At 69.0% G+C, this 19,708-nt stretch carries 20 protein-coding genes and 1 pseudogene; 8 read left to right on the top strand and 13 right to left on the bottom strand.

Going from position 1 to position 19,708, the window contains the following annotated elements; translation table 11 throughout:
* The first annotated feature begins 13 nt into the window (after positions 1-13).
* The 3 genes from ACWF9G_RS27880 (at position 14) to ACWF9G_RS27870 (ending at position 2,840) form a co-directional block, all read left to right on the top strand.
* Positions 14-2,437, top strand: coding sequence for a cation-translocating P-type ATPase (locus ACWF9G_RS27880; protein ID WP_452518940.1), 2,424 nt, complete (start codon positions 14-16; stop codon positions 2,435-2,437).
* An 80-nt stretch (positions 2,438-2,517) separates the two neighbouring features.
* Positions 2,518-2,670 carry a hypothetical protein gene (locus ACWF9G_RS27875; RefSeq protein WP_452518938.1) on the top strand — a complete coding sequence of 51 codons (153 nt, stop codon included), beginning with the start codon at positions 2,518-2,520 and terminating at the stop codon, positions 2,668-2,670.
* The gene (locus tag ACWF9G_RS27870) at positions 2,667-2,840 is read left to right on the top strand and encodes a hypothetical protein (protein WP_379309855.1); all 174 of its coding nucleotides are present in this window, start codon (positions 2,667-2,669) and stop codon (positions 2,838-2,840) included. Before ACWF9G_RS27875 ends, ACWF9G_RS27870 begins: the two co-directional genes overlap by 4 nt.
* An 86-nt stretch (positions 2,841-2,926) precedes the next feature.
* On the opposite strand, the gene ACWF9G_RS27865 is transcribed toward ACWF9G_RS27870, so the two are convergent.
* Complete coding sequence (locus ACWF9G_RS27865; RefSeq protein WP_452518937.1) at positions 2,927-3,721, bottom strand: hypothetical protein; 795 nt, start codon at positions 3,719-3,721, stop codon at positions 2,927-2,929.
* A 253-nt stretch (positions 3,722-3,974) separates the two neighbouring features.
* Between ACWF9G_RS27865 and ACWF9G_RS27860 the strand changes: the two are divergent.
* Positions 3,975-4,426, top strand: a pseudogene (locus ACWF9G_RS27860) (hypothetical protein); the annotation flags it as partial.
* Positions 4,427-4,481: 55 nt separating this feature from the next.
* On the opposite strand, the gene ACWF9G_RS27855 reads toward ACWF9G_RS27860, so the two are convergent.
* The 3 genes from ACWF9G_RS27855 to lspA form a co-directional block, all read right to left on the bottom strand.
* Entirely contained in the window at positions 4,482-5,222 is a 741-nt protein-coding gene (locus ACWF9G_RS27855; protein WP_452518936.1) for a hypothetical protein, read from the bottom strand.
* A complete protein-coding gene (locus ACWF9G_RS27850; protein ID WP_452518935.1) occupies positions 5,215-6,141 on the bottom strand; it encodes an RluA family pseudouridine synthase in 927 nt (308 codons plus the stop codon). The genes ACWF9G_RS27855 and ACWF9G_RS27850 overlap by 8 nt, the downstream gene beginning before the upstream one ends.
* Before the next feature lie 73 nt (positions 6,142-6,214).
* On the bottom strand, positions 6,215-6,832 hold the full coding sequence (gene lspA / locus ACWF9G_RS27845; RefSeq protein WP_452518933.1) for a signal peptidase II: 618 nt from the start codon (positions 6,830-6,832) through the stop codon (positions 6,215-6,217).
* Between the two features lie 85 nt (positions 6,833-6,917).
* On the opposite strand from lspA, the gene ACWF9G_RS27840 reads away from it, so the two are divergent.
* Positions 6,918-7,871 (top strand): hypothetical protein, encoded by a 954-nt coding sequence (locus ACWF9G_RS27840; protein ID WP_379309849.1) that lies wholly within the window; start codon positions 6,918-6,920, stop codon positions 7,869-7,871.
* Positions 7,868-8,563 (top strand): hypothetical protein, encoded by a 696-nt coding sequence (locus tag ACWF9G_RS27835; protein WP_379309848.1) that lies wholly within the window; start codon positions 7,868-7,870, stop codon positions 8,561-8,563. Before ACWF9G_RS27840 ends, ACWF9G_RS27835 begins: the two co-directional genes overlap by 4 nt.
* A 4-nt stretch (positions 8,564-8,567) precedes the next feature.
* Here ACWF9G_RS27835 and ACWF9G_RS27830 read toward each other — a convergent pair whose 3' ends face one another.
* Entirely contained in the window at positions 8,568-9,422 is an 855-nt protein-coding gene (locus ACWF9G_RS27830) for an LLM class F420-dependent oxidoreductase (protein WP_452518931.1), read from the bottom strand.
* 154 nt (positions 9,423-9,576) lie between these two features.
* Between ACWF9G_RS27830 and ACWF9G_RS27825 the strand changes: the two genes are divergently transcribed.
* Positions 9,577-10,047 carry a VOC family protein gene (locus ACWF9G_RS27825; protein WP_379309846.1) on the top strand — a complete coding sequence of 157 codons (471 nt, stop codon included), beginning with the start codon at positions 9,577-9,579 and terminating at the stop codon, positions 10,045-10,047.
* On the opposite strand, the gene ACWF9G_RS27820 is transcribed toward ACWF9G_RS27825, so the two are convergent.
* Positions 10,048-10,467 carry a QcrA and Rieske domain-containing protein gene (locus ACWF9G_RS27820; RefSeq protein WP_452518929.1) on the bottom strand — a complete coding sequence of 140 codons (420 nt, stop codon included), beginning with the start codon at positions 10,465-10,467 and terminating at the stop codon, positions 10,048-10,050.
* 175 nt (positions 10,468-10,642) lie between these two features.
* Between ACWF9G_RS27820 and ACWF9G_RS27815 the strand changes: the two genes are divergently transcribed.
* Entirely contained in the window at positions 10,643-11,617 is a 975-nt protein-coding gene (locus ACWF9G_RS27815) for an NAD(P)-dependent alcohol dehydrogenase (protein WP_452518927.1), read from the top strand.
* A 6-nt stretch (positions 11,618-11,623) separates the two neighbouring features.
* Here ACWF9G_RS27815 and ACWF9G_RS27810 read toward each other — a convergent pair whose 3' ends face one another.
* The 7 genes from ACWF9G_RS27810 to ACWF9G_RS27780 form a co-directional block, all read right to left on the bottom strand.
* Entirely contained in the window at positions 11,624-12,256 is a 633-nt protein-coding gene (locus ACWF9G_RS27810; RefSeq protein ID WP_452518925.1) for an LON peptidase substrate-binding domain-containing protein, read from the bottom strand.
* Positions 12,257-12,314: 58 nt separating this feature from the next.
* Positions 12,315-14,258, bottom strand: coding sequence for an acetate--CoA ligase (gene acs / locus ACWF9G_RS27805; RefSeq protein ID WP_452518923.1), 1,944 nt, complete (start codon positions 14,256-14,258; stop codon positions 12,315-12,317).
* A gap of 72 nt (positions 14,259-14,330) precedes the next feature.
* Entirely contained in the window at positions 14,331-15,965 is a 1,635-nt protein-coding gene (locus ACWF9G_RS27800; RefSeq protein WP_379310143.1) for a solute symporter family protein, read from the bottom strand.
* Positions 15,962-16,318, bottom strand: coding sequence for a DUF485 domain-containing protein (locus ACWF9G_RS27795; protein WP_379083629.1), 357 nt, complete (start codon positions 16,316-16,318; stop codon positions 15,962-15,964). The genes ACWF9G_RS27800 and ACWF9G_RS27795 overlap by 4 nt, the downstream gene beginning before the upstream one ends.
* Positions 16,319-16,467: 149 nt before the next feature.
* Positions 16,468-18,222 (bottom strand): sodium/solute symporter, encoded by a 1,755-nt coding sequence (locus ACWF9G_RS27790; RefSeq protein ID WP_452518921.1) that lies wholly within the window; start codon positions 18,220-18,222, stop codon positions 16,468-16,470.
* A 225-nt stretch (positions 18,223-18,447) separates the two neighbouring features.
* Positions 18,448-18,813: a hypothetical protein gene (locus tag ACWF9G_RS27785; protein WP_452518919.1), complete on the bottom strand. Its 366-nt coding sequence runs from the start codon at positions 18,811-18,813 to the stop codon at positions 18,448-18,450.
* The gene (locus tag ACWF9G_RS27780; RefSeq protein ID WP_452518917.1) at positions 18,810-19,607 is read right to left on the bottom strand and encodes a LytR/AlgR family response regulator transcription factor; all 798 of its coding nucleotides are present in this window, start codon (positions 19,605-19,607) and stop codon (positions 18,810-18,812) included. The genes ACWF9G_RS27785 and ACWF9G_RS27780 overlap by 4 nt, the downstream gene beginning before the upstream one ends.
* Between the last annotated feature and the right edge of the window lie 101 nt (positions 19,608-19,708).

The following is a 19,708-nucleotide window of genomic DNA, read 5'->3' as shown; positions in this document are numbered from 1 at the left end:
TAGCCTGACGAGCATGTCCATTTCCGTGCAGGAGCCCGCGGCGACCGGGCTCACCGCAGCACAGGTCGAACAACGCCGCCGCGACGGGCGCACCAACGATGTGCCGGCCAGAGCCAGCCGGTCGGTGCGCGACATCGTCCGCGCGAACGTGTTCACCCGCATCAATGCCATTCTCGGTGTGCTGTTCCTGCTGGTGATGTCCACCGGCTCGATCATCGACGGCATGTTCGGCCTGCTCATCGTGGCCAACAGCGCGGTCGGCATCATCCAGGAGATCAGAGCCAAACGGACCCTGGATCAGCTGGCGATCGTCAGCCAGGCCAAGCCGACGGTCCGCCGCGACGGCGTCGCCGAGCAGATCGCGCCGGGCGAGGTCGTGCTCGACGATCTGATCGAGCTCGGCCCCGGCGACCAGATCGTCGTCGACGGTGAGGTGGAGGAAGCCGCCGCGCTCGAGATCGACGAATCGCTGCTCACCGGCGAGGCCGACCCGATCGACAAGGGTGTCGGCGCCCCGGTGATGTCGGGCAGCTTCGTGGTGTCGGGGTCGGGCGCCTACCGCGCGACCAAGGTCGGCAAGGACGCCTACGCGGCGAAACTGGCCGAGGAGGCCAGCAAGTTCACCCTGGTGCATTCGGAGCTGCGTTCCGGCATCGACAAGATCCTCAAGTTCATCACCTACCTGCTGATCCCGGCGGGCGCGCTGAGCATCTACAACCAGCTGGTCTCCAGCAAAGAGTCCTGGCGGCCCGCGGTCTCGGGCATGGTCGCCGCGCTGGTGCCGATGGTGCCAGAGGGTCTGGTGCTGATGACCTCGATCGCGTTCGCGGTCGGCGTGGTGCGCCTGGGCAAACGCAACTGCCTGGTGCAGGAACTGCCAGCGATCGAGGGCCTGGCCCGCGTCGACGTGGTGTGTGCCGACAAGACCGGCACCCTCACCGAGAACGGCATGCGCCTGTCGCACATCGAACCGCTCGGCGCGTTCGACGAAGCTCAGGTGCGCCGGGCGCTGGCCGCCCTCGCGAGCGACGACCCGCGCCCCAATGCCAGCGTGCAGGCCATCGCCGAAGCCTTGCCGGACGCGCCGGGCTGGTCGCAGACCGCCATCGCCCCGTTCTCCTCGGCCAAGAAGTGGAGCGGCATCTCCTATGGCGCCCAGGGTGATTGGCTGCTCGGCGCGCCCGATGTCCTGCTCGATCCGACCTCCGCCGACGCGGAGCATGCCGAACAGCTCGGCTCGTCGGGCCTGCGCGTGCTGCTGCTGGCCAGGAGTGACCGCCCGGTCGATTCCGGCGACGCCCCCGGCCGGGTCGAGCCCGCCGCGCTGGTCGTGCTCGAGCAGAAGGTGCGCCCCGACGCCAAGGGGACCCTCGAATACTTCGCGAGCCAGCATGTCTCGATCAAGGTGATCTCCGGCGACAATGCCGTCTCGGTCGGCGCGGTCGCCTCCTCGCTCGACCTGCCCGGCGGCGACCATCCCGTCGACGCGCGCACCCTGCCCGAGGACCGCGAGGAACTGGCCGACGTCCTCGACCGCGACACCACCTTCGGCCGCGTCCGCCCCGACCAGAAGCGCGCCATGGTCGGCGCGCTGCAATCACGCGGACACACCGTCGCGATGACCGGTGACGGCGTCAACGACGTCCTCGCCCTCAAGGACGCCGACATCGGCGTCGCGATGGGCGCGGGCAGCCCGGCGACCCGTGCGGTGGCCCAGATCGTGTTGCTGGACAACAAGTTCGCGACGCTGCCGTATGTGGTGGGCGAGGGCCGCCGGGTGATCGGCAATATCGAGCGCGTCTCGAATCTGTTCCTCACCAAGACCGTGTACTCGGTGCTGCTGGCGTTCCTGGTCGGCCTGGCCGGTGTCGGTTCGCAGATCTTCGGCTACGACCCGATCGGCTATCCGTTCCTGCCGCGCCACGTCACGATCGCGGCCTGGTTCACCATCGGCATCCCGGCGTTCGTCCTGTCGCTGGCGCCCAACAACGAGCGCGCCCGCACGGGTTTCGTCGGCCGGGTGATGCGCCTGGCGGTGCCATCGGGTGTGGTGATCGGCGTCGCGACGTTCGTCGCCTACCTGATCGCCTACGCCGGTCCGGAAGCCTCGGAGACGCAGAAGGTCCAGGCGGGCACCACCGCGCTGATCACGCTGATCATGATCGCGGTGTGGGTGCTCGCGCTGGTGGCCCGTCCGTATGTGTGGTGGAAGGTGGTGCTGATCGCGGTGTCGGTGTTCGCCTACATCGCGCTGTTCACGATTCCGTTCACCCGCGAGTTCTTCAAACTCGACCCGTCGAACCTGCGGCTGACGCTGGCCGCGTTCGTATGCGGCGCGGTGGGCATCGTGCTGGTCGAGCTGGCGTGGTGGGTGCAGTCGCGGCTGTCCGGCAACACCGGCAAGTTCGTTCCCGCGGTCGGGGCCCAGGGCGCGTGACCCACCGCTGACCAGGCCGGGTCCGCCTCGAGAACCCTTGTGCCCGACGAACATTCGGTGTTGGAGTACCTTTGCGCACTATGGAGGTATTGCTGCACCAGATCGACGCGTTCGCCGACGCACCGTTCTCGGGCAACCCGGCCGCGGTCATGCCGCTGCCCAGCCGGGTGCCGGAACAACTGGCCGGGGGGGACCACCTCGCCGACCCCGAATCGCTTCGGACATTCCAGTGACCCCCGACGAGCTGGACGAGCTCTTCTCCCGGCTTCTGGTGCAGATTGATCGGCTCGACTCAGCGGCGCTGGAACTGATGGCTGATGCCTACGATCAGGCCGGAGACGTGGACCGAGCGCGCGCCTTGTGGGAGCTGGCGGAGCAAGGCGGCGACGCCGAACTACCTTAGGCCAGTGCTGTTTTCGGAGTGCCATCCATATCGTCGCCGGATCGGACTCGATGTTTGAAGGCAGCACGGCGGAATCCAGGTCAGCGTCAACGGCGCATATAGGAGTTCTTCAGGTCGTCCTGAACCACGTAGGCCGTTCCGTCGGCGATGATGTTGAGCGGTGAATCCAGCATCCGCACGTTGTACGTCCAGCCCTGTGGCAGGTGAATCTTGTCGGTGAGCGTCGGTAAGTCGTTGTACGACAGATTCGGATCGACGATCTGCGCGTAGGACTGCATCGTGTAGATCGAGCCGTCCGGGGCGGTCAGTTCGAATACCGGCTGGCCGGCGTCGTAGGTCCATGTGGTGTGCCGCGTCACCTCTTTGACGTTGTACGGCTTGCTGTCGCTGATCGCTTCGCGGGCCATCGCCTGCAGGCTTCCGCGCTTGCCCATCTGGATGCCGCCGAAGTACCAGCTGTCGTTCGACGCGCTGTCGCTGCCCGCCTCGGCGTCGATACCGTCGAGGACCCAGTGGCGTGGTCCGTTCAGGTCCGCGTCGATGGCGGGGTATGCCTGCTTCACCGCGTCCTTGGTGATGGCCTGCCACTGATCCTCGGGGCAGGTGTTGAGCCCGATCGTGTTGTAGACGGTCGCGGTGAACTGCTCCTTGTCCCTGGTCACCGGAAGTATCTCGCAGTAGCGCACGTCGCGCAGGTTGGTCTGCGCACCGCCGATATCGATCGACGGCCCAGGCCCGTACCGGACATCGCCCGCCGAGTTCGTCATCGACGTGACGGGGGTTGCGCGACTCGCGCTGTCGTCGCTGCCGCACGCGGTCAGCGCGCAGGCGGTCGAGACCGCGAGGACGAATGTGAGCGCGGATATGTGGTGCGGCTTCATCGATTCCTCCAGAATCCGATCATCGATTCTCCAAGGTTGCTACGAGAATTGTCGCGCTCCTGGGCGGAGCCACAGGGATACGACATGGGGCTGGTGTGCTCTTGGCGGCTGATGTCGAACAGTCACAATTTCAATGTCGCGTTTCCTGACGAGAACGCCACCTACTGGATACTGCCGTACCTGCTCGGCTCCACTGATTCGATCAGCCTGGCCGGCACGTATCCGTCGGCCCGATACTTCTCGCTGAACACCCCGTGTACTGGTCATCCGAGGTAAAGCGCCCACCTTCCCCGACAGCCGGGCGGGGGCGCCACCGGCCCAACCCGGTGCGCAACTGCGCTATTGGGCGCGATGTGCCAGAACGACAAGGTTTCGCCGTACCCGGTGGTCTCCTGCGCCTCGGACTTCCAGACCCATCTCGACGACCAGGGTTACTACACCTACGTGGTGGCGGCGCCCGCGGAGGCCGCACAGGTCCATGATCCGGCGTTGACGGTACTGGCATGGGGTTCGACGTCGGTGCCGAACAAGGTCGTGTTCCTTCGCAACATGCTGCCGTCACCGCAGTTCTACCCGTGGTCGGTGCAGGCGGCGCAAGCCCGCGGTGCGGACCTCGCGACGAGCATGGGCGCCTATTACCCGCGCGCCACCTATTGCGACATCTCGGTGCTGACCAGCCGTGGGTACCAGGACTGCTACCGATGACGAGTCAGAACCGCGCCCGGCTGAGCAGAGCTGATTGCGGAATTCGGCCGAAGGGCTACTCGGCGGGAACCGGCCCGTCGTCAGGGGCGGGGGCGATCACGTCGGTGGCTTCCGGCAGCAACGGCGACACCGCGAAACGCCCGGCGATCGCGTCGCCGGGCAGTGCCTGCACCGCCCGCACGCCGGGTTGTGCTGCCAGCTCACGCAATTGGGGGAGCGTGCCGCGCACCACGAGTCCGGCCGTGCACGCGCAGCCTTCGCGCAGCCTGGCCGCGGTGACCCGGGCGATATCGGCGCCGCGCTGATCGCGGTACCGCTGCGCGGCGAGCAGCCCCGCCGCGGCGTCGGCGGATTTCACCGCGGGTTCGTCGCCCGCCGGGGTGGCGATGGTGATCACCGGTGTCTGCACCCGGTCGATCGGCACGTGCTGGATCACGCCGGAGATCCGCAATCCGCCGGAGGCGGCCGGAATCTGTTGCGGGGTGAGGTAGTCGGTGAACGACACCAGGGCCCAATGGAGGTCGGTGTCGTTGCCGGACAGCGAGTTTCGCGACTCGTTCAGGTAGTCGTCGACCCGCTCGCCCTGTGCCGGACCGAGCCGATCGGTCGTGATACCCGTGGATGGTCGCGGATTCACGATGCCGAGTACCACGACGACCACGGCCAGCACCACCGCCGCGGCCAGGATCAGCGGGATACGCCAGGGCGATCGCCGCTCCGAGCCGGGCTCGGTGGCCCCGCGGTCGTCCGGCACCGTGTCCGGCGCCGGTTCGGACGACCGCGGGTCGTCAGGCATTGCGTAGTACGTCCAGGGCGTTCGCCAGGTCGTCGGGGTACTCGCTGGTGATCTCGAGCCAGCGACCGTCGGCGGGGTGGTGGAAGCCGAGCTGACGGGCGTGCAGCCACTGCCGTTCCAGGCCGAGGCGCTTGGCCAGGGTCGGGTCGGCGCCGTAGGTGAGGTCACCGCAGCAGGGATGGCGCACGGCCGAGAAGTGCACCCGGATCTGATGGGTGCGGCCGGTCTCCAGGTGGATGTCGAGCAGGCTGGCCGACTGGAACGCCTCGACCGTGTCGTAATGGGTGACGCTGGGACGCCCGTCGGCGGTGACCGCGAACTTCCAGTCGTTGCCGCGCGCCCGCCCGATCGGCGCGTCGATGGTGCCGCTGCTCGGATCGGGATGTCCCTGCACGAGTGCACGATACTGCTTGTCGACCGTGCGTTGCTTGAAGGCGCGCTTGAGCGCCGTGTAGGCGTGTTCGGATTGGGCGACGACCATCACGCCGGAGGTGCCGACGTCGAGCCGGTGCACGATGCCCTGGCGTTCGTGCGCGCCGGAGGTGGAGATGCGGTAGCCCATGGCGGCCAGCCCGCCGACCACGGTCGGCCCGGTCCAGCCGACGCCGGTGTGCGCGGCGACGCCGACCGGCTTGTCCACCGCGACGATGTCGTCGTCGGCGTAGAGGATCTTCATCCCCTCCACCGGGGTGGCCTCGACGACCAGCTCCCGCTTGGGTTCGGGGAACACCACTTCCAGCCAGGCGCCCGCGGTCAGCCGGTCGGACTTGCCCGCGGCGACACCGTCGAGCTGCACCGAGCCCTCCTCGGTCAGCGCGGCCACCGCCGTGCGCGACAACCCGAGCAGCCGGGACAGGCCGGCGTCGACCCGCATCCCGTCCAGCCCGTCGGGCACGGGCATCGTCCTGGTTTCCCTCATGCTGCGTCCTCCTGCGCATGCCCGAGGGGCCCTACGTGGTTACGCACGCTGCCTCCTCCGGGCCCTGACTCGGTCATGCGGTCTCCTCGGTGTGTTTGCGACCGCTGCGGGTGCCGTCCGGTTCGAAACCGAACACGGTGAGCGCGACCAGCAGGATCGCCCCGCACACGATGGCCGAGTCGGCGACGTTGAACACCGGCCACCAGCCGACGGCGACGAAATCGACGACATGGCCCTGCAGCGGGCCGGGGTAACGGAAGATCCGGTCGACCAGGTTGCCCAGCGCGCCGCCGAGCACCATGCCGAGGCCGATCGCCCACCACAGCGAGCGCAGCGTGCGCCCGATCCGGATGACGCCGACCACCACCGCGGCGGCGATCAGGGTCAGCAGCCAGGTCATGCCGGTCGCCATCGAGAACGCCGCGCCCGGGTTGCGCACCAGGGTGAACCGCGCGAAATCGCCGATGATCGGCACCGATTCGCCGGGATCGATGAGGGCGACGGCGAGGCATTTGGTCAGCAGGTCTAGCCCGAACAGCACGACCGCGATGATCAGCAGCATCGGCAACCGGCGGGGACCAGCGGGTTTGGCCTCGCCTGCGGTCTTCGGCGCGGCGTCGGTCGCCGGTGCCGCTGCGTCGTCGCCGGTCTCGGGAACGCCAGCGTTGTCGGTTGGCCGGTCTTCACTCACGCGACCATCATTCCCTAGTGGCGATCGGTGCTGCGCCGCGGTGCCCGGGAGTCCCAGCTGTTACTCAGGAAGCGGTCGTACCCTGATGGCTGTGACGGTGTTGTCTAGTTCTCGCTTGCCCCGCATCGCGCGCCCCGGGGTGTTACTCGTGGCGCTCGTGCTCGGGTTCGCGACCTTCGGCGCCGGGTGCGCCGACCGGTCGGCGTCGCCGGCCGACGTGGAGGGCACCGAGCCGCTCGGCATCGGTAAGGAAGTGACGGTGCCGATCTCGGCGGCCGTCACCACGCTGGTGTCGGCGGGCGACGAGCCGCGCGATCTGCTGCGTCCGCGCTACGCGGTCGGCACCACCCAGGAGGTGACGCTGCGCACCGACTACCACATCCAGCAGCAGGTCAACGATCAGCCAGCCCGCGATTTCTCGCCCGCCGCGCTGACCATCCCGATGACGGCCTGCGCGGGCGAGGACGGCGTCGACCTCACCGTCGGCACCGTCACCACCCCCGACCCGGCCCTGAACAAGGCGTTCACCACCGCCGACGGCTCCCACGCCGGCCTGGAGATGAGCGACCTCGGCGCGATCACCGAGCTGCGTCTCGCGCCGTCCCCCGACACCCCGAACACGGCACGCGCGGCGCTGGAGCAGGCCTTCTATCAGGCCGTGTACCGCTCGATCGCGTTCCCCGACGAGCCGGTCGGCGTCGGCGCGGTGTGGACGGTGCATCAGGAGATCACCGGCGGCGTCACCCTCGACCAGATCACCACGGCCACCCTGACCAGCCGCGACGGCGACCGGCTCACCATCGATCTCCAGGTGAGCCAGACCCCGACCGACAAGGTCTGGATGCTGCCCAACGACGCGGGCTCCCTCGACATCGACGGTTACGTCATGGAGGGCACCGGCACGATCACCGTCGACCTCGGTCTACCGCTTCCGGTGTCGGGGGCGATCGAGGTCGGCGGTCAGCAGATCTACCGTGACTCGCGCAGCGTGAGCACCCTCGTGCAGACGCAGTCGACCCGCGTTTCCTGGACCGAATGATGCGTTCGGCCCTGCTGCGCGCGAGCGTGGCCGCCTCGGCGTGCGCCGTGCTCGCCGGGTGCGGATCCGACGACGAATCCACCGGGTCTTTCCCCTCGGCGATCACCGCGGCGCCGGGCTCTGGCACGGTCGTCCGTGATCCCGCGCAACTGTCGGCGAGCCTGCTGGCGGCGGGCGATCTGCCCGGGGAGTTCAGTGTCGTGCCACCGCGCGCCCCCGCCGACGACACCGCCGTCCCGCCCGCGGCGCCGACCGACCCACCCGACTGCGGACGCCTGCTCTCGCCGATCGCCGAACAATGGCCGGGGTCATCGGCCGCCGCGTCGGTCCAGTTCGCCGGGCCGAGCTACGCCACCATCGATATCGACGCCGCGAGCTATCCCGATGCCGCCCTGTCCGCGGCCTTCGACGCGCTGCAGGCACAGCCTCGCCGCTGCGTCACCTACTCCGGCGACGACGCGGGCGTGCACATCGACTACCGCACCACCGCGCTGACCCAGCCGCCCGCAGGCGACGCGAGTTCGGCCTTCACCCTCACCGCGGACAGCGAGGGCCTGACGCTCACCTCGTCGACGGCCCTGGTCCAGGTCGGCAACACCCTCGTCCAGGTCGTGGTGACCGCGCCGGAAACCGTCGACCCCGGTGTGCTGGCCGACCTGACCGCCGCGCAGGTGCGCAAACTGCGCGGCTGAGCCGTCACCCGGTGACGGGTACCGCGAGCTTGCCGCCGAGATGGGCGATATAGCCGCGCACCTCGTCGGCCGAGCGGTCGGGCACCCCGAAGACGGTCTCGGTGACGCCGAGTTCGGCCCACTGCGCGAGCTGGGCGGCATCGTGGCGTCCGGCGAGCGCGATCACCCGCGGCGTGCCCTCGCGGCCCGCTTCCCGCCACACCCGGTGCAGCAGGGCGATCTTGTCGCCGAGGTCGCCCTCGGTCGGGGTGGTGATCCAGCCGTCGGCGTGGCGGGCCAGCCAGCCGAAGGACTTCTCGGTGCCGCCCGCGCCGAGCAGGACCGGGATGGTCGGGCTGATCGGCTTCGGCCAGGACCAGCTCGGCCCGAAACGCACGAACTCGCCCTCGAATTCGGCTTCCTCCTGCGACCAGATCGTGCGCATCGCGTCCAGGTTCTCGCGCAGCACGGTGCGGCGCTTCTTCGGCGGGACGCCGTGGTGGGCGAGTTCGTCGGTGTTCCAGCCGAATCCGACGCCCAGCTCCACCCGGCCGCCGGACAGGTGGTCGAGCGAGGCGATGGTCTTGGCGAGGGTGATCGGATGATGCTCGGCGGGCAGCGCGACCGCCGTCGACAGCGTGATCCGCTCGGTGACCGCGGCCGCGGTGGCCAGCGCGACCCAGGGATCGAGGGTGCGCAGGTACCGGTCGTCGGGCAGCGACGCGTCGCCGGTCTGGGGATGGGCCGCGGCGCGCACCACCGGGATGTGGGTGTGCTCGGGCACGTAGAACGCGTCGAACCCGGCGTTCTCGGCCGCCAGCGCGGCGTCGGCGGGCGTGATGCCCCGGTCACTGGTGAACAACACGAGCCCGTACCGCATGTTCCGGCCCTCCGGATCAGACAACAAAACTGAAACAAGTTCTATCAGTCTTTCGGGCCTGCCGGAAGACCGCGGACCCGACAGCCTTTCCCCGGCAGGGCGAGGGGAATAGGCTCGGACCGTCCGAGCATCAACCTCGACCCGGAGGTATCCGATGTCTGATGTTTCCCCCTTCCCCGAAGGCTATCCGCGTATCTGTCCCGGCCTCTCGTGCGCGGGTGCGGCGGCCGCGATCGACTTCTACACCGCGGTCTTCGGCGCCACCGAACGCATGCGCATGCCCGGCCCCGGCGGTACCGTCGCCCACTGCGAACTGCTCGTCGGCGACTCCGTTCTCATGATCGGCGACCCGGCGCCCGACATCGGTTTCCCCGATCCGAAAGAGGTCGGCGGTTCGCCGGTCAACCTGATGGTCTACGTGTCCGACGCCGACGCCGCCTTCGCGGCCGCTCTCGAGGCGGGCGCCACCGCGATCAACCCGATGACCGACCAGTTCTACGGCGACCGCAGCGGCTCCTTCGAAGACCCGTGGGGCCATCGCTGGACCGTGGCCACTCACATCGAGGACGTGTCGGAGGAGGAGATGCAGCGGCGCATGGAGGAGATGATGAACGCGGCGGGCTGATCAGGCCGCCACGATCGAATCACCCTCCACCCGTATCGGTTTCGCCGGCAGCGGCTGGGTGGCAGGCCCACCGCTGACGCTGCCGTCGAGCCCGAACCGGCTCCCGTGGCACGGGCAGTTGATGGTGCCGTCGGAGACATTCCCGACCTGGCAGCCCGCGTGCGTGCACGTGGACGACAGGCCGACGAAATTGCCCGCGGTCGGCTGGGTGATCACGGTGTCACCGACGATCACCCCGCCACCGACCGGCACGTCGGCAGTTTTGGCGAGCGCGCCCGCGGGCCCACCCACCGGCGCCTGCGCGCTCGCGGGCGCACCGTCCTTCTCAGCCGAACAGGCGGTCAGCGTCGCGGCCGCCGCGAGTACCCCGGCGCCGACCATCGCCGTCCTGCGATCGATCCGCATCTCATTGCTGGTCATTGGTGGAACTCCGATCACAACTGTCGCTATGAGCCACCGGTCGGCCGAATCCGACCCGCTCCTTACCGTTTCAACGTGACCCACCCGCCCCGGGTTCGAACCCGCGCCGAATCAGTGGAGACCTCGGGGGATTCCCTGATGTGGGTAGGTGGCAGGCGGGCTTACTGTCACGCAGGTGAAGGCGATCGTGCAGCGGGTATACGGCTCATCGGCGATGTTGAGCGTGGCGGAGGTCGAGCGGCCGGAGCCGGCGCAGGGACAGGTGCTGGTCCGGGTGCGGGCGGCCTCGGTGAACGCGCGGGACTGGCATGTCATGCGGGGCGATCCGCTGATCGCGCGGTGGATGGATCGGTCGGTGTTCGCGCGGCGCGGGCCGGCGCAGCCGATCAACGGCGGCGATTTCGCGGGGATCGTCGAGTCGGTCGGGGCGGGGGTGACCGATCTGCGGCCGGGGGACGAGGTGTACGGGGAATCGATCAGCGGCGCGTTCGCCGAATACCTCGCGGTGGACGGGTCGGTGGTCGGCCCGAAACCGGCGAAGCTGACCTTCGAAGAGGCGGCGACGCTGCCGTTGGCCGCCAATACCGCGCTGACCCTGCTGCGCGACGTCGAGGCGGGGCAGCGGGTGCTGATCATCGGTGCCTCCGGCGGTGTCGGCACCTTCGCCGTGCAGATCGCGCTCGCCGCGGGCGCGGAGGTGACCGGGGTGTGCAGCACCCGCAATGTCGGCCTGATCCGTGAACTCGGTGCGCACCAGGTGGTCGACTACACCCGCGACACGGTGACCGGACGTTACGACACCGTGCTCGACCTGGCGGGCAGCCGCGCCCTGCGCGAGCTGCTGCGCCTGGTCGAGCCGACCGGCACCCTGGTGCTGTCCGGCGGCGGGAACTACAGCGGGGGAACCACATTCGGTCCGATCGGACTGATGGCCCGCGCCCAGCTGAGCCGCCCGTTCGTGCGCCCGGCGATCCGGGTCCCGCTCGCACGGCAGAGCCGCGAAGCACTCGCCGAACTCCGCGAACTCGTCGACACGGGCAAGGTACGTCCGATCATCGACCGGACGTACCCTCTCGACGAAGTCCCCGCCGCGATTCACTACATGGAAACCGAACACGCCAGGGCGAAGATCGCCATCACCGTCGGCTGAGCGCGATCACTGCAACCGGAACTCCATCATCGCGATCGCGTCGTCGACCGCGGTGATGAGGTTCGCCAACCGGATGTGCGGGTCCGCAGCCGACAGCGCCGCCTGGCGATCGGTGGGGCCGATCGGCAGGCGGGCGGCCAGCTCGTAGGAGCGGGTTGTCGGGTCGTCGGAGAGGTCCTCCAGCGACGCCGACGGCGGTGGGCGCCGGATGCCGGAGCGGCGGGCGAGCTGCGCGGTCAGGGTGTGCAGGCGGTCGGCGCGTTTGCGCAGGTCCGCCAGCAGATCGGTATCGTCGGCGCCCACTTCGTCCGGCCACACCCGCACCTCGGCACGGGGATATGGCGCGTCGGTGAGCCACTGGTCGACGCGGATACGGTCGCCGCCGAGGCAGCGCAGCCGGAACCGCGAGCCCGACAGTTCGACGACGTCGGTGATCTGGGCGACGACGCCGACATCGGTGCGCACGTCACCGCCGCCGACCTCGTGCCCGCGCGCGATGAGAACGACGCCGAACTCCGGCTCCCGGCGTCCGTCGAGGCAGTCCTCGACCAGCGCGACATAGCGCGGTTCGAAGATCTGCAGCGACAGCGGCTCGCCGGGCAGCAGGACCGCCCCGAGCGGAAACATAGGAATCTCCACCGTCACAGCATGCCCGCTATCCCGCGTGCCGTGCCGATCCGACATGCTCGCCCGCTGATCATCCCTTCGCGATCGCCTCGAACACGGTCGGGTCGACCAGGGTGGAGGTGTCGCCCAGTTCGCGGCCCTCGGCGACGTCGCGCAGCAGCCTGCGCATGATCTTGCCGCTGCGGGTCTTGGGCAGTTCCGGCACGAGATGGATCTCGCGCGGCCGGGCGATCGGGCTGATCTCCACCGAGACAGCGGCCTTGAGCTCGGTGACCAGCGTGTCGTCCGGTGCTGCCGACCCGGTGAGGATGACGAAGGCGACGATGCCCTGACCGGTCGTCGCGTCGCTCGCGCCGACCACGGCGGCCTCGGCCACGGCCGGATGCCCGACGAGCGCGGATTCGACCTCGGCGGTGGAGATGCGGTGTCCGGAGACGTTCATGACATCGTCGACGCGTCCGAGGATCCACAGGTCGCCGTCGGCGTCGAGCTTGGCGCCGTCACCGGCGAAGTACCAGCCCTCGGAAGCGAAACGCTGCCAATAGGTTTCGCGGTAGCGATCCATGTCGTTCCAGATGCCACGCAGCATCGACGGCCACGGCTGATCCAGCACGAGCAGACCCGAGGCGTCGTTGCCCAGCGGTGTGCCGTCGTCGTCGACGACCTTCGCCGAGATCCCCGGCAGCGGTGCGGTGGCGGCGCCGGGCTTGGTGGCGGTGACGCTGGGCAGCGGGGAGATCATGATGGCGCCGGTTTCGGTTTGCCACCAGGTGTCGACGATGGGGGTCTTGTTGGCGCCGATGACGTCTCGGTACCAGCGCCAGGCTTCGGGGTTGATGGGTTCGCCGACGGAGCCGAGCAGTCGCAGGGTGGACAGGTTGTGGGCGTCGGGGATCTCGCGGCCCCACTTCATGAAGGTGCGGATCAGCGTCGGCGCGGTGTAGTAGATGGTGACGCCGTATTTTTCGATGATCTCGAAGTGGCGGTGTTCGGTGGGGGAGTTCGGGGTGCCTTCGTAGACGACCTGGGTGGCGCGGTTGGCCAGTGGTCCGTAGACGATGTAGCTGTGGCCGGTGACCCAGCCGATATCGGCGGTGCACCAGTAGACGTCGTCGCCTGCTTTGTGGTCGAAGACGTTGTGGTGGGTGTAGGCGGCCTGGGTGAGGTAGCCGCCGGTGGTGTGCAGGATCCCCTTGGGCTTTCCGGTGGTGCCGGAGGTGTAGAGGATGAACAGGGGGTGCTCGGCGGGGAAGGGCTGCGCCTCGTGCGAAGGCGAAGCGAGAGAAACGGTTTCGTCCCACCACAGATCACGAACCTCGGTCCACGGCACATCCAGACCCGTGCGCCGCACCACCAGCACATGCTCGACCGAGGTCGGATCGTCGCCCAGCGCCTCGTCGACCGCCGACTTCAACGGCGCGGGTTTCCCGCGCCGCCACTGCCCGTCGGTCGTGACGATCAACCGCGCCTGCGCGTCGTCGACCCGCTGGCGCAGCGCCGTCGGCGAGAAGCCGGCGAACACCACCGAATGGGTGAGACCCACACGCGCACAGGCCAGCATGGTCACGATCGCCTCGGGCACCATCGGCATGTACACCGCGACCCGATCGCCCGCCACCAACCCGAGCGCGGTGAAAGCGTTGGCAGCTCGTGATACGTCGTCGAGCAGCTCCTGATAGGTGATGTCGCGGGAATCGCCCGGCTCACCCTCCCAATGGATCGCGACCTGGTCGCCGTGCCCGTCGATGACATGCCGGTCGACGCAGTTGTAGGCGACATTGAGCTCACCGTCGGCGAACCAGCGCGCGACCGGGGCTTCGCTCCAGTCCAGCACCTGGGTGAACGGCGTTTGCCAGTGCAGCCGGTTCGCCTGCTCGGCCCAGAAACCGTCGCGATCGGTCAGTGCCCGCTCGGCGAGCGTGGCGTCGGCATTGGCCTGCGCGACGAACTCCGCCGCGGGCGGATAGCTGGTCGCGTGGTCGGGTCGGGTGGGGTCGGTGACTGCACCGGTCACGAGAAATCTCCTTCTGACAACAGGGGTAAGGCCCGGGCCGGTGGGGTCACCACCGGCCCGGGCAGGACGGCCTCAGTGCGAGATCGCCTTCTCCGCACCGACACCGGTGAGCGCTCGTACTTCCATCTCGGCGGCCTTGGCCGTGTCGACCTGCTCGCCACGGCCACCGGCGAAGGTGCCGACGACGCCGAGCGCGAACGCCAGCGGGATGGACACGATGCCGGGGTTGGACAGCGGGAACCAGTGGAAATCGGTCCCGGTGATCATCGAGGTCTTGGTGCCCGACACCGCGGGGGAGAACACGATGAGCACGATGGTCGAGATCAGGCCGCCGTACATCGACCACAGCGCGCCGGTGGTGTTGAACCGCTTCCAGAACAGCGAGTACAGGATCGTCGGCAGGTTCGCCGCCGCCGCCACCGCGAACGCCAGCGCCACCAGGAACGCGATGTTCTGGCCGTTGGCCAGGATGCCGAGCCCGATCGCGAGCACACCGATCACCACGGCGGTGATCCGCGAGACCCGCACCTGCTTGCGCTCGTCGACATTGCCCTTCTTGAGCACGCTGGCGTAGATGTCGTGGGCGAACGAGGCCGACGCGGTGATCGTCAGACCGGCCACGACGGCGAGGATCGTCGCGAACGCGACCGCCGAGATCACGCCGAGCAGGATCACCCCGCCCAGTTCGAACGCCAGCAGCGGCGCCGCCGAGTTCTGCCCGCCTGCCGCGGCGAGGATCTTGTCCGGGCCGACGATGGCCGCCGCGCCGTAGCCGAGCACCAGGGTGAACAGATAGAACGCGCCGATCAGGCTGATCGCCCAGACCACCGAGCGCCGAGCCTCTTTCGCGGTGGGCACGGTGTAGAAGCGCATCAGTACGTGCGGCAGACCCGCGGTGCCGAGCACCAGCGCCAGGCCGAGCGACAGGAAGTTCAGCTTCGAGGTTTCGCTGCCGCCGTACTGGGCGCCCGGCGCGAGCACGTCACGCGCGGCGACGGCCTTGTTGGCGGACTCGCTCACCGATTCCTGTGCGGCGCCGAGGATGTCGGAGAAGTTGAAGCCGAACTTGGCCAGCACCAGCACCGTCATCAGCGCGGCGCCCGCGATCAGCAGCACCGCCTTGATGATCTGCACCCAGGTGGTGCCCTTCATGCCGCCGACCAGCACGTAGACGATCATCAGCACGCCGACGATCGCGATCACGACTGATTGCCCTGCGCGCGAGGAGATGTCGAGCAGCAGCGCGACCAGACCACCAGCGCCCGCCATCTGCGCGAGCAGGTAGAACAGCGACACCGTCAGGGTGGTCAGCGCGGCCGCGGTGCGCACCGGGCCTTCCTTCAACCGGAAGCTGAGCACGTCGGCCATCGTGAACTTGCCGGTGTTGCGCAGCATTTCGGCCACCAGCAGCAGCGCGACCAGCCAGGCGACCAGGAACCCGATGGAGTACAGGAACCCGTCGTAGCCGTAGACGGCGATCGCGCCGGCGATACCGAGGAAGCTCGCCGCCGACAGGTAGTCGCCGGCGATGGCGATGCCGTTCTGCGGGCCCGAGAAGCCACGTCCGCCGGTGAAATAGTCGGCGGCACTGGCATTGTTGCGGCTGGCCCGGATCACCACGACCATGGTGACCGCGACGAACAGCGCGAAGATGGCGATATTGGCGAGGGGGTTACCCACCGTCGTATCCGCGGCGAGGATGTTCACGCCCGGCCCTCCTCGAGAGATTCGCGGATGGCCGCGGCGCGCGGGTCCAGCTCACGATTGGCGAAACGGACGTAGAGCCCGGTGATGAGGAACGTGGAGACGAACTGCCCGAGGCCGAGCAGCAGACCCACGTTGATGTTGCCGAAGACCTTGGTCGCCATGAAGTCGTGCGCGTACGCGCCGAGCAGCACATAGCTCAGGTACCACACCAGAAACAGCGCGGTCATCGGGAAGACGAAGCGGCGCAGGCGGTTGCGCAGATCCTGGAACTGCGGGCTCGCCTGCACGGCAAGCCATTCGTCGGCACTCGGCGTGCGCCGGTCGGGCGCTTCTTCGGTGTCGGTTTCGGTCATGCCTGTGGTCCTAGCGTGAGGGGGTCGTGCGTGGGATGACCGTAAGGGGCCGAGTATGTGCGCGGGATGGTGTGGCGTGGGTCACTCGGTGAAGGTGGTCGCTCGTGCGGTGAACGGTCGCTCTCGCGCGACGAACGGTCAGCGCAAGATCACCGGTGGGCGGCGGTTTCCGGGTCGCGGTCCGCGCTCATGCCGAGTCGTTCCGGCGCGTGCATGCGCAGGAAGATCCCCGCGATCGTCCGTGTGTCCTGACCCTTCGTCAGCAGGCTGACCAGGATCGTCACCGCGAACGCCAGCGGCACGCTGACCGCGCCCGGATAGTCGACGATCGCCGACGCCCAGCCGCCGGCCAGCTCGGGGGAGACCCCGCCCAGTACCGCGAGCACGGTCGCGCCGCCCGCGGTGATCCCGCCGGTGAGCAGCCCGCCGGCCGCGCCCGCCGCGGTCAGCCCGCGCCACCAGATGCCGAGCACCAGCAGTGGGCACAGGGTCGACGCGGCCACCGAGAACGCGAGCGCGACCGTGCGGGACAGGTCGAGCGAGGCGACGGTCAGCGCCAGTGTCAGCGGGACGAGCCCGGCGACGAGTGCGGCGGCGCGGAAGTCCCGGATCCGGCCGCGCAGCACGTCGGTGCTGAGCACGCCGGCGAGACTGACCAGCAGGCCCGAGGAGGTGGACAGGAACGCCGCGATCGCACCCGCGGCGGCCAGGGCGGCGAGCAGCTGCCCGCCGAGTCCACCGAGCACCGCCCCCGGCAGCAGGACCACCGCGGCGTCGGAGGCCCCGGTGATCAGCAATTGCGGCACGTACAGGCGGGCGAAGACGCCGAGCAGGATCGGGAACAGATAGAACAGGCCGACCAGCCCGATCACGGTCAGCGCGGTCCGGCGGGCCGAGGGGCCGTCCCGGTTGGTGTAGAAGCGGACCAGCACATGCGGCAGACCCATGGTGCCGAGGAAGGTCGCCACGATCAGTGAGAACACCTGATACTGCGGATGTTCGCCACCGAATCCGCCGCCCGCGGCGACCCAGCTCGCGCCGTCGGCGGGCGCGCCGGCGACCACCGGGACCGCCGACCCCGGTTCGAGGACCAGTTCGGTGCCCGCCGCCAGGGTGTGGTTGCCGGGCGTGAGCAGGACCGGCCCGTCTTCGGTGCGCCCATCGAGGGTGCCGGTGACGGTCACCTGCTGTGAAACATCCAGGTGCACCACCACGTCGGTGGAGATGTCGACCGTGGTGCGCTGGTCGACCAGCGGCGGCGCCGGGGTGCCGACCGGCCGTTCGTCGGCGAGGAAATGCAGGCCGAGTACCAGCGCGGGCACCGCCACCGCCGTCAGCTTCAGCCAGTACTGGAACGCCTGCACCAACGTCACCGACCGCATGCCGCCGCCGATCACATTCGCCAGCACGATCGCCCCGACCGCGACCGCGCCCACCCAGTGCGGCGCCCCGAGCAGGATGTGCAGCGTCAGCCCGGCGCCCTGGAACTGGGGGATCAGATACACCGCGCACACCAGCACCACGAGTCCGGCGGCCATGCGCCGCAACCGGATCGAGCCGAGGCGGAACTCCGCGAAATCGGGCACGGTGTAGGCGCCCGATCGGCGTAGCGGCGCGGCGACGAACATCAACAGGCCGAGGTAGCCTGCGGTGAAGCCCACCGGATACCACAGCGCATCGGCACCATATTTGGCGATGAGCCCCGCTACACCGAGAAAGGAAGCAGCGGAAAGGTACTCGCCGGAGATCGCCGCCGCATTCCACCGCGAGCCCACTGTCCGTGAGGCGACCAGGAAGTCGGAAGTCGTGCGCGACAGGCGAACTCCGTAGAACCCGATCCCCACGGTGGCGAGTGCGGCCATCAGGAGGGCGGCGACAGTGAGCGCGGGGTTGTCGGGACTCATCGCTCGCTCGCTGTCGTCGCGCCGCGCACCCTCGACCTGGCCGCGGCGAGCGGTGGGGCCTCGCCCTCGATCACCCCTCCGCCGCGTGCAGTGCGTCGAGGCGCTGGAACCGATGGGGTGGTGCTCACGATGGTGGTCGGCCGACCCGGCGACAGGCGCGATCCGGGTGCTCGGCCGATGCGGACGTGACCATGCGGTGTGGTGGGCCGGTGCGGAGGCATCGTTTCAGTCCCCGGCCAGTTCCAGGAAGTCGTCCTCGTTGCGTTGGGCTAGACGCACGTACACCCGGCCGACCGTGTACAGCGACGGAAAGGCCAGCACCCCGAGGACGAGCCAGGGCAGGCGGATACCGGCGACCGTCGTCTCGGCGATCGCGTCGATGCTGAACAGCACGGGTAACGCGCCGAACCCGGCGACCACGACCAGCCCGAGGCGCAGAGCGAGACCCAGCTGCGCCCGGATCAGTCCACCGATCAGTGCCGCGCCGAGATCTGTCTGCTCGACCACCTCGGTGCGGGTACGCACCTGACGCGCCCCACGCCGCTGCGCCAGCACCACCCGTTCCCGTGGCGGGCGCTGCGGAGCTGTCACCTCTGCGACCAGTTCTGTCGCGGACCGTGCACCAGCCGCTGCTTGAGTTCGCGCACCTGACGCCGGCTCACCGGCAGCTCCACCGCACCGGCCGCGCTTTCGGCACGCAGGCACACCACCGTGCCGTTACCCGCCGTGCGCAGCCCGGTGACCAGCCGCAACGCGACCAGGTACGACCGGTGCACGCGCAGGAATCCGGCATCCTCCCACCGTGATTCGAGCGCGGAGAGCGGGATCCGCACCAGATGCGAGCCGGTGCCGGTGTGCAGCCGTGCGTAATCCCCGTCGGCTTCGACCCAGGCAACATCGGCCCGGTTCACCAAGGTGGTCACCCCGCCGAGCTCCACCGGAATCACCTCGCTCGGATGCGCGGGCTCCGGCGGTGCCGCGGCCTGCACCGACACCCTGGCGCCGACGATCCGCCGCACCGCCTCGGCCAGCCGCGCCGCCCGCAACGGTTTCAGCAGGTAATCCACCGCCCCCAGATCGAACGCGGCCACCGCGTGATCGTCATGCGCCGTCACGAACAACACCGCGGGCGGCTCGGCGAACTCCGACAGAATCCCCGCCAGCTCCATCCCCGTGAGCCCCGGCATATCGATATCGAGAAACACCGCGTCGATCGGATGCGCCCGCAACAACCGCAACGCACTCGTCGACTCACCCGCCCGATGAATCTCCCCGACCCCGCTCTGGGTGCTCAGCAGATACACCAGCTCATCGAGCGCCGGCTTCTCGTCATCGACGGCGAGCACCCGCAGAGCGGTCGGGGTTTCATCGGTGTTCCAGGTCACAGCCTGTCCATGGTAACCGCCGCCCGCGATCGCCGAGGACGGTATCCTCCGTGTTCTCTCCGGCTCGAGCGTCGGCCGTTTCCGCTCCGGGGCAGCTCCCC

The sequence above is a fragment of the Nocardia sp. NPDC055029 genome, from assembly GCF_053608525.1.
Note: the sequence above shows the minus strand (reverse complement) of the source record. Positions and strands in the feature narration are given on the sequence as shown.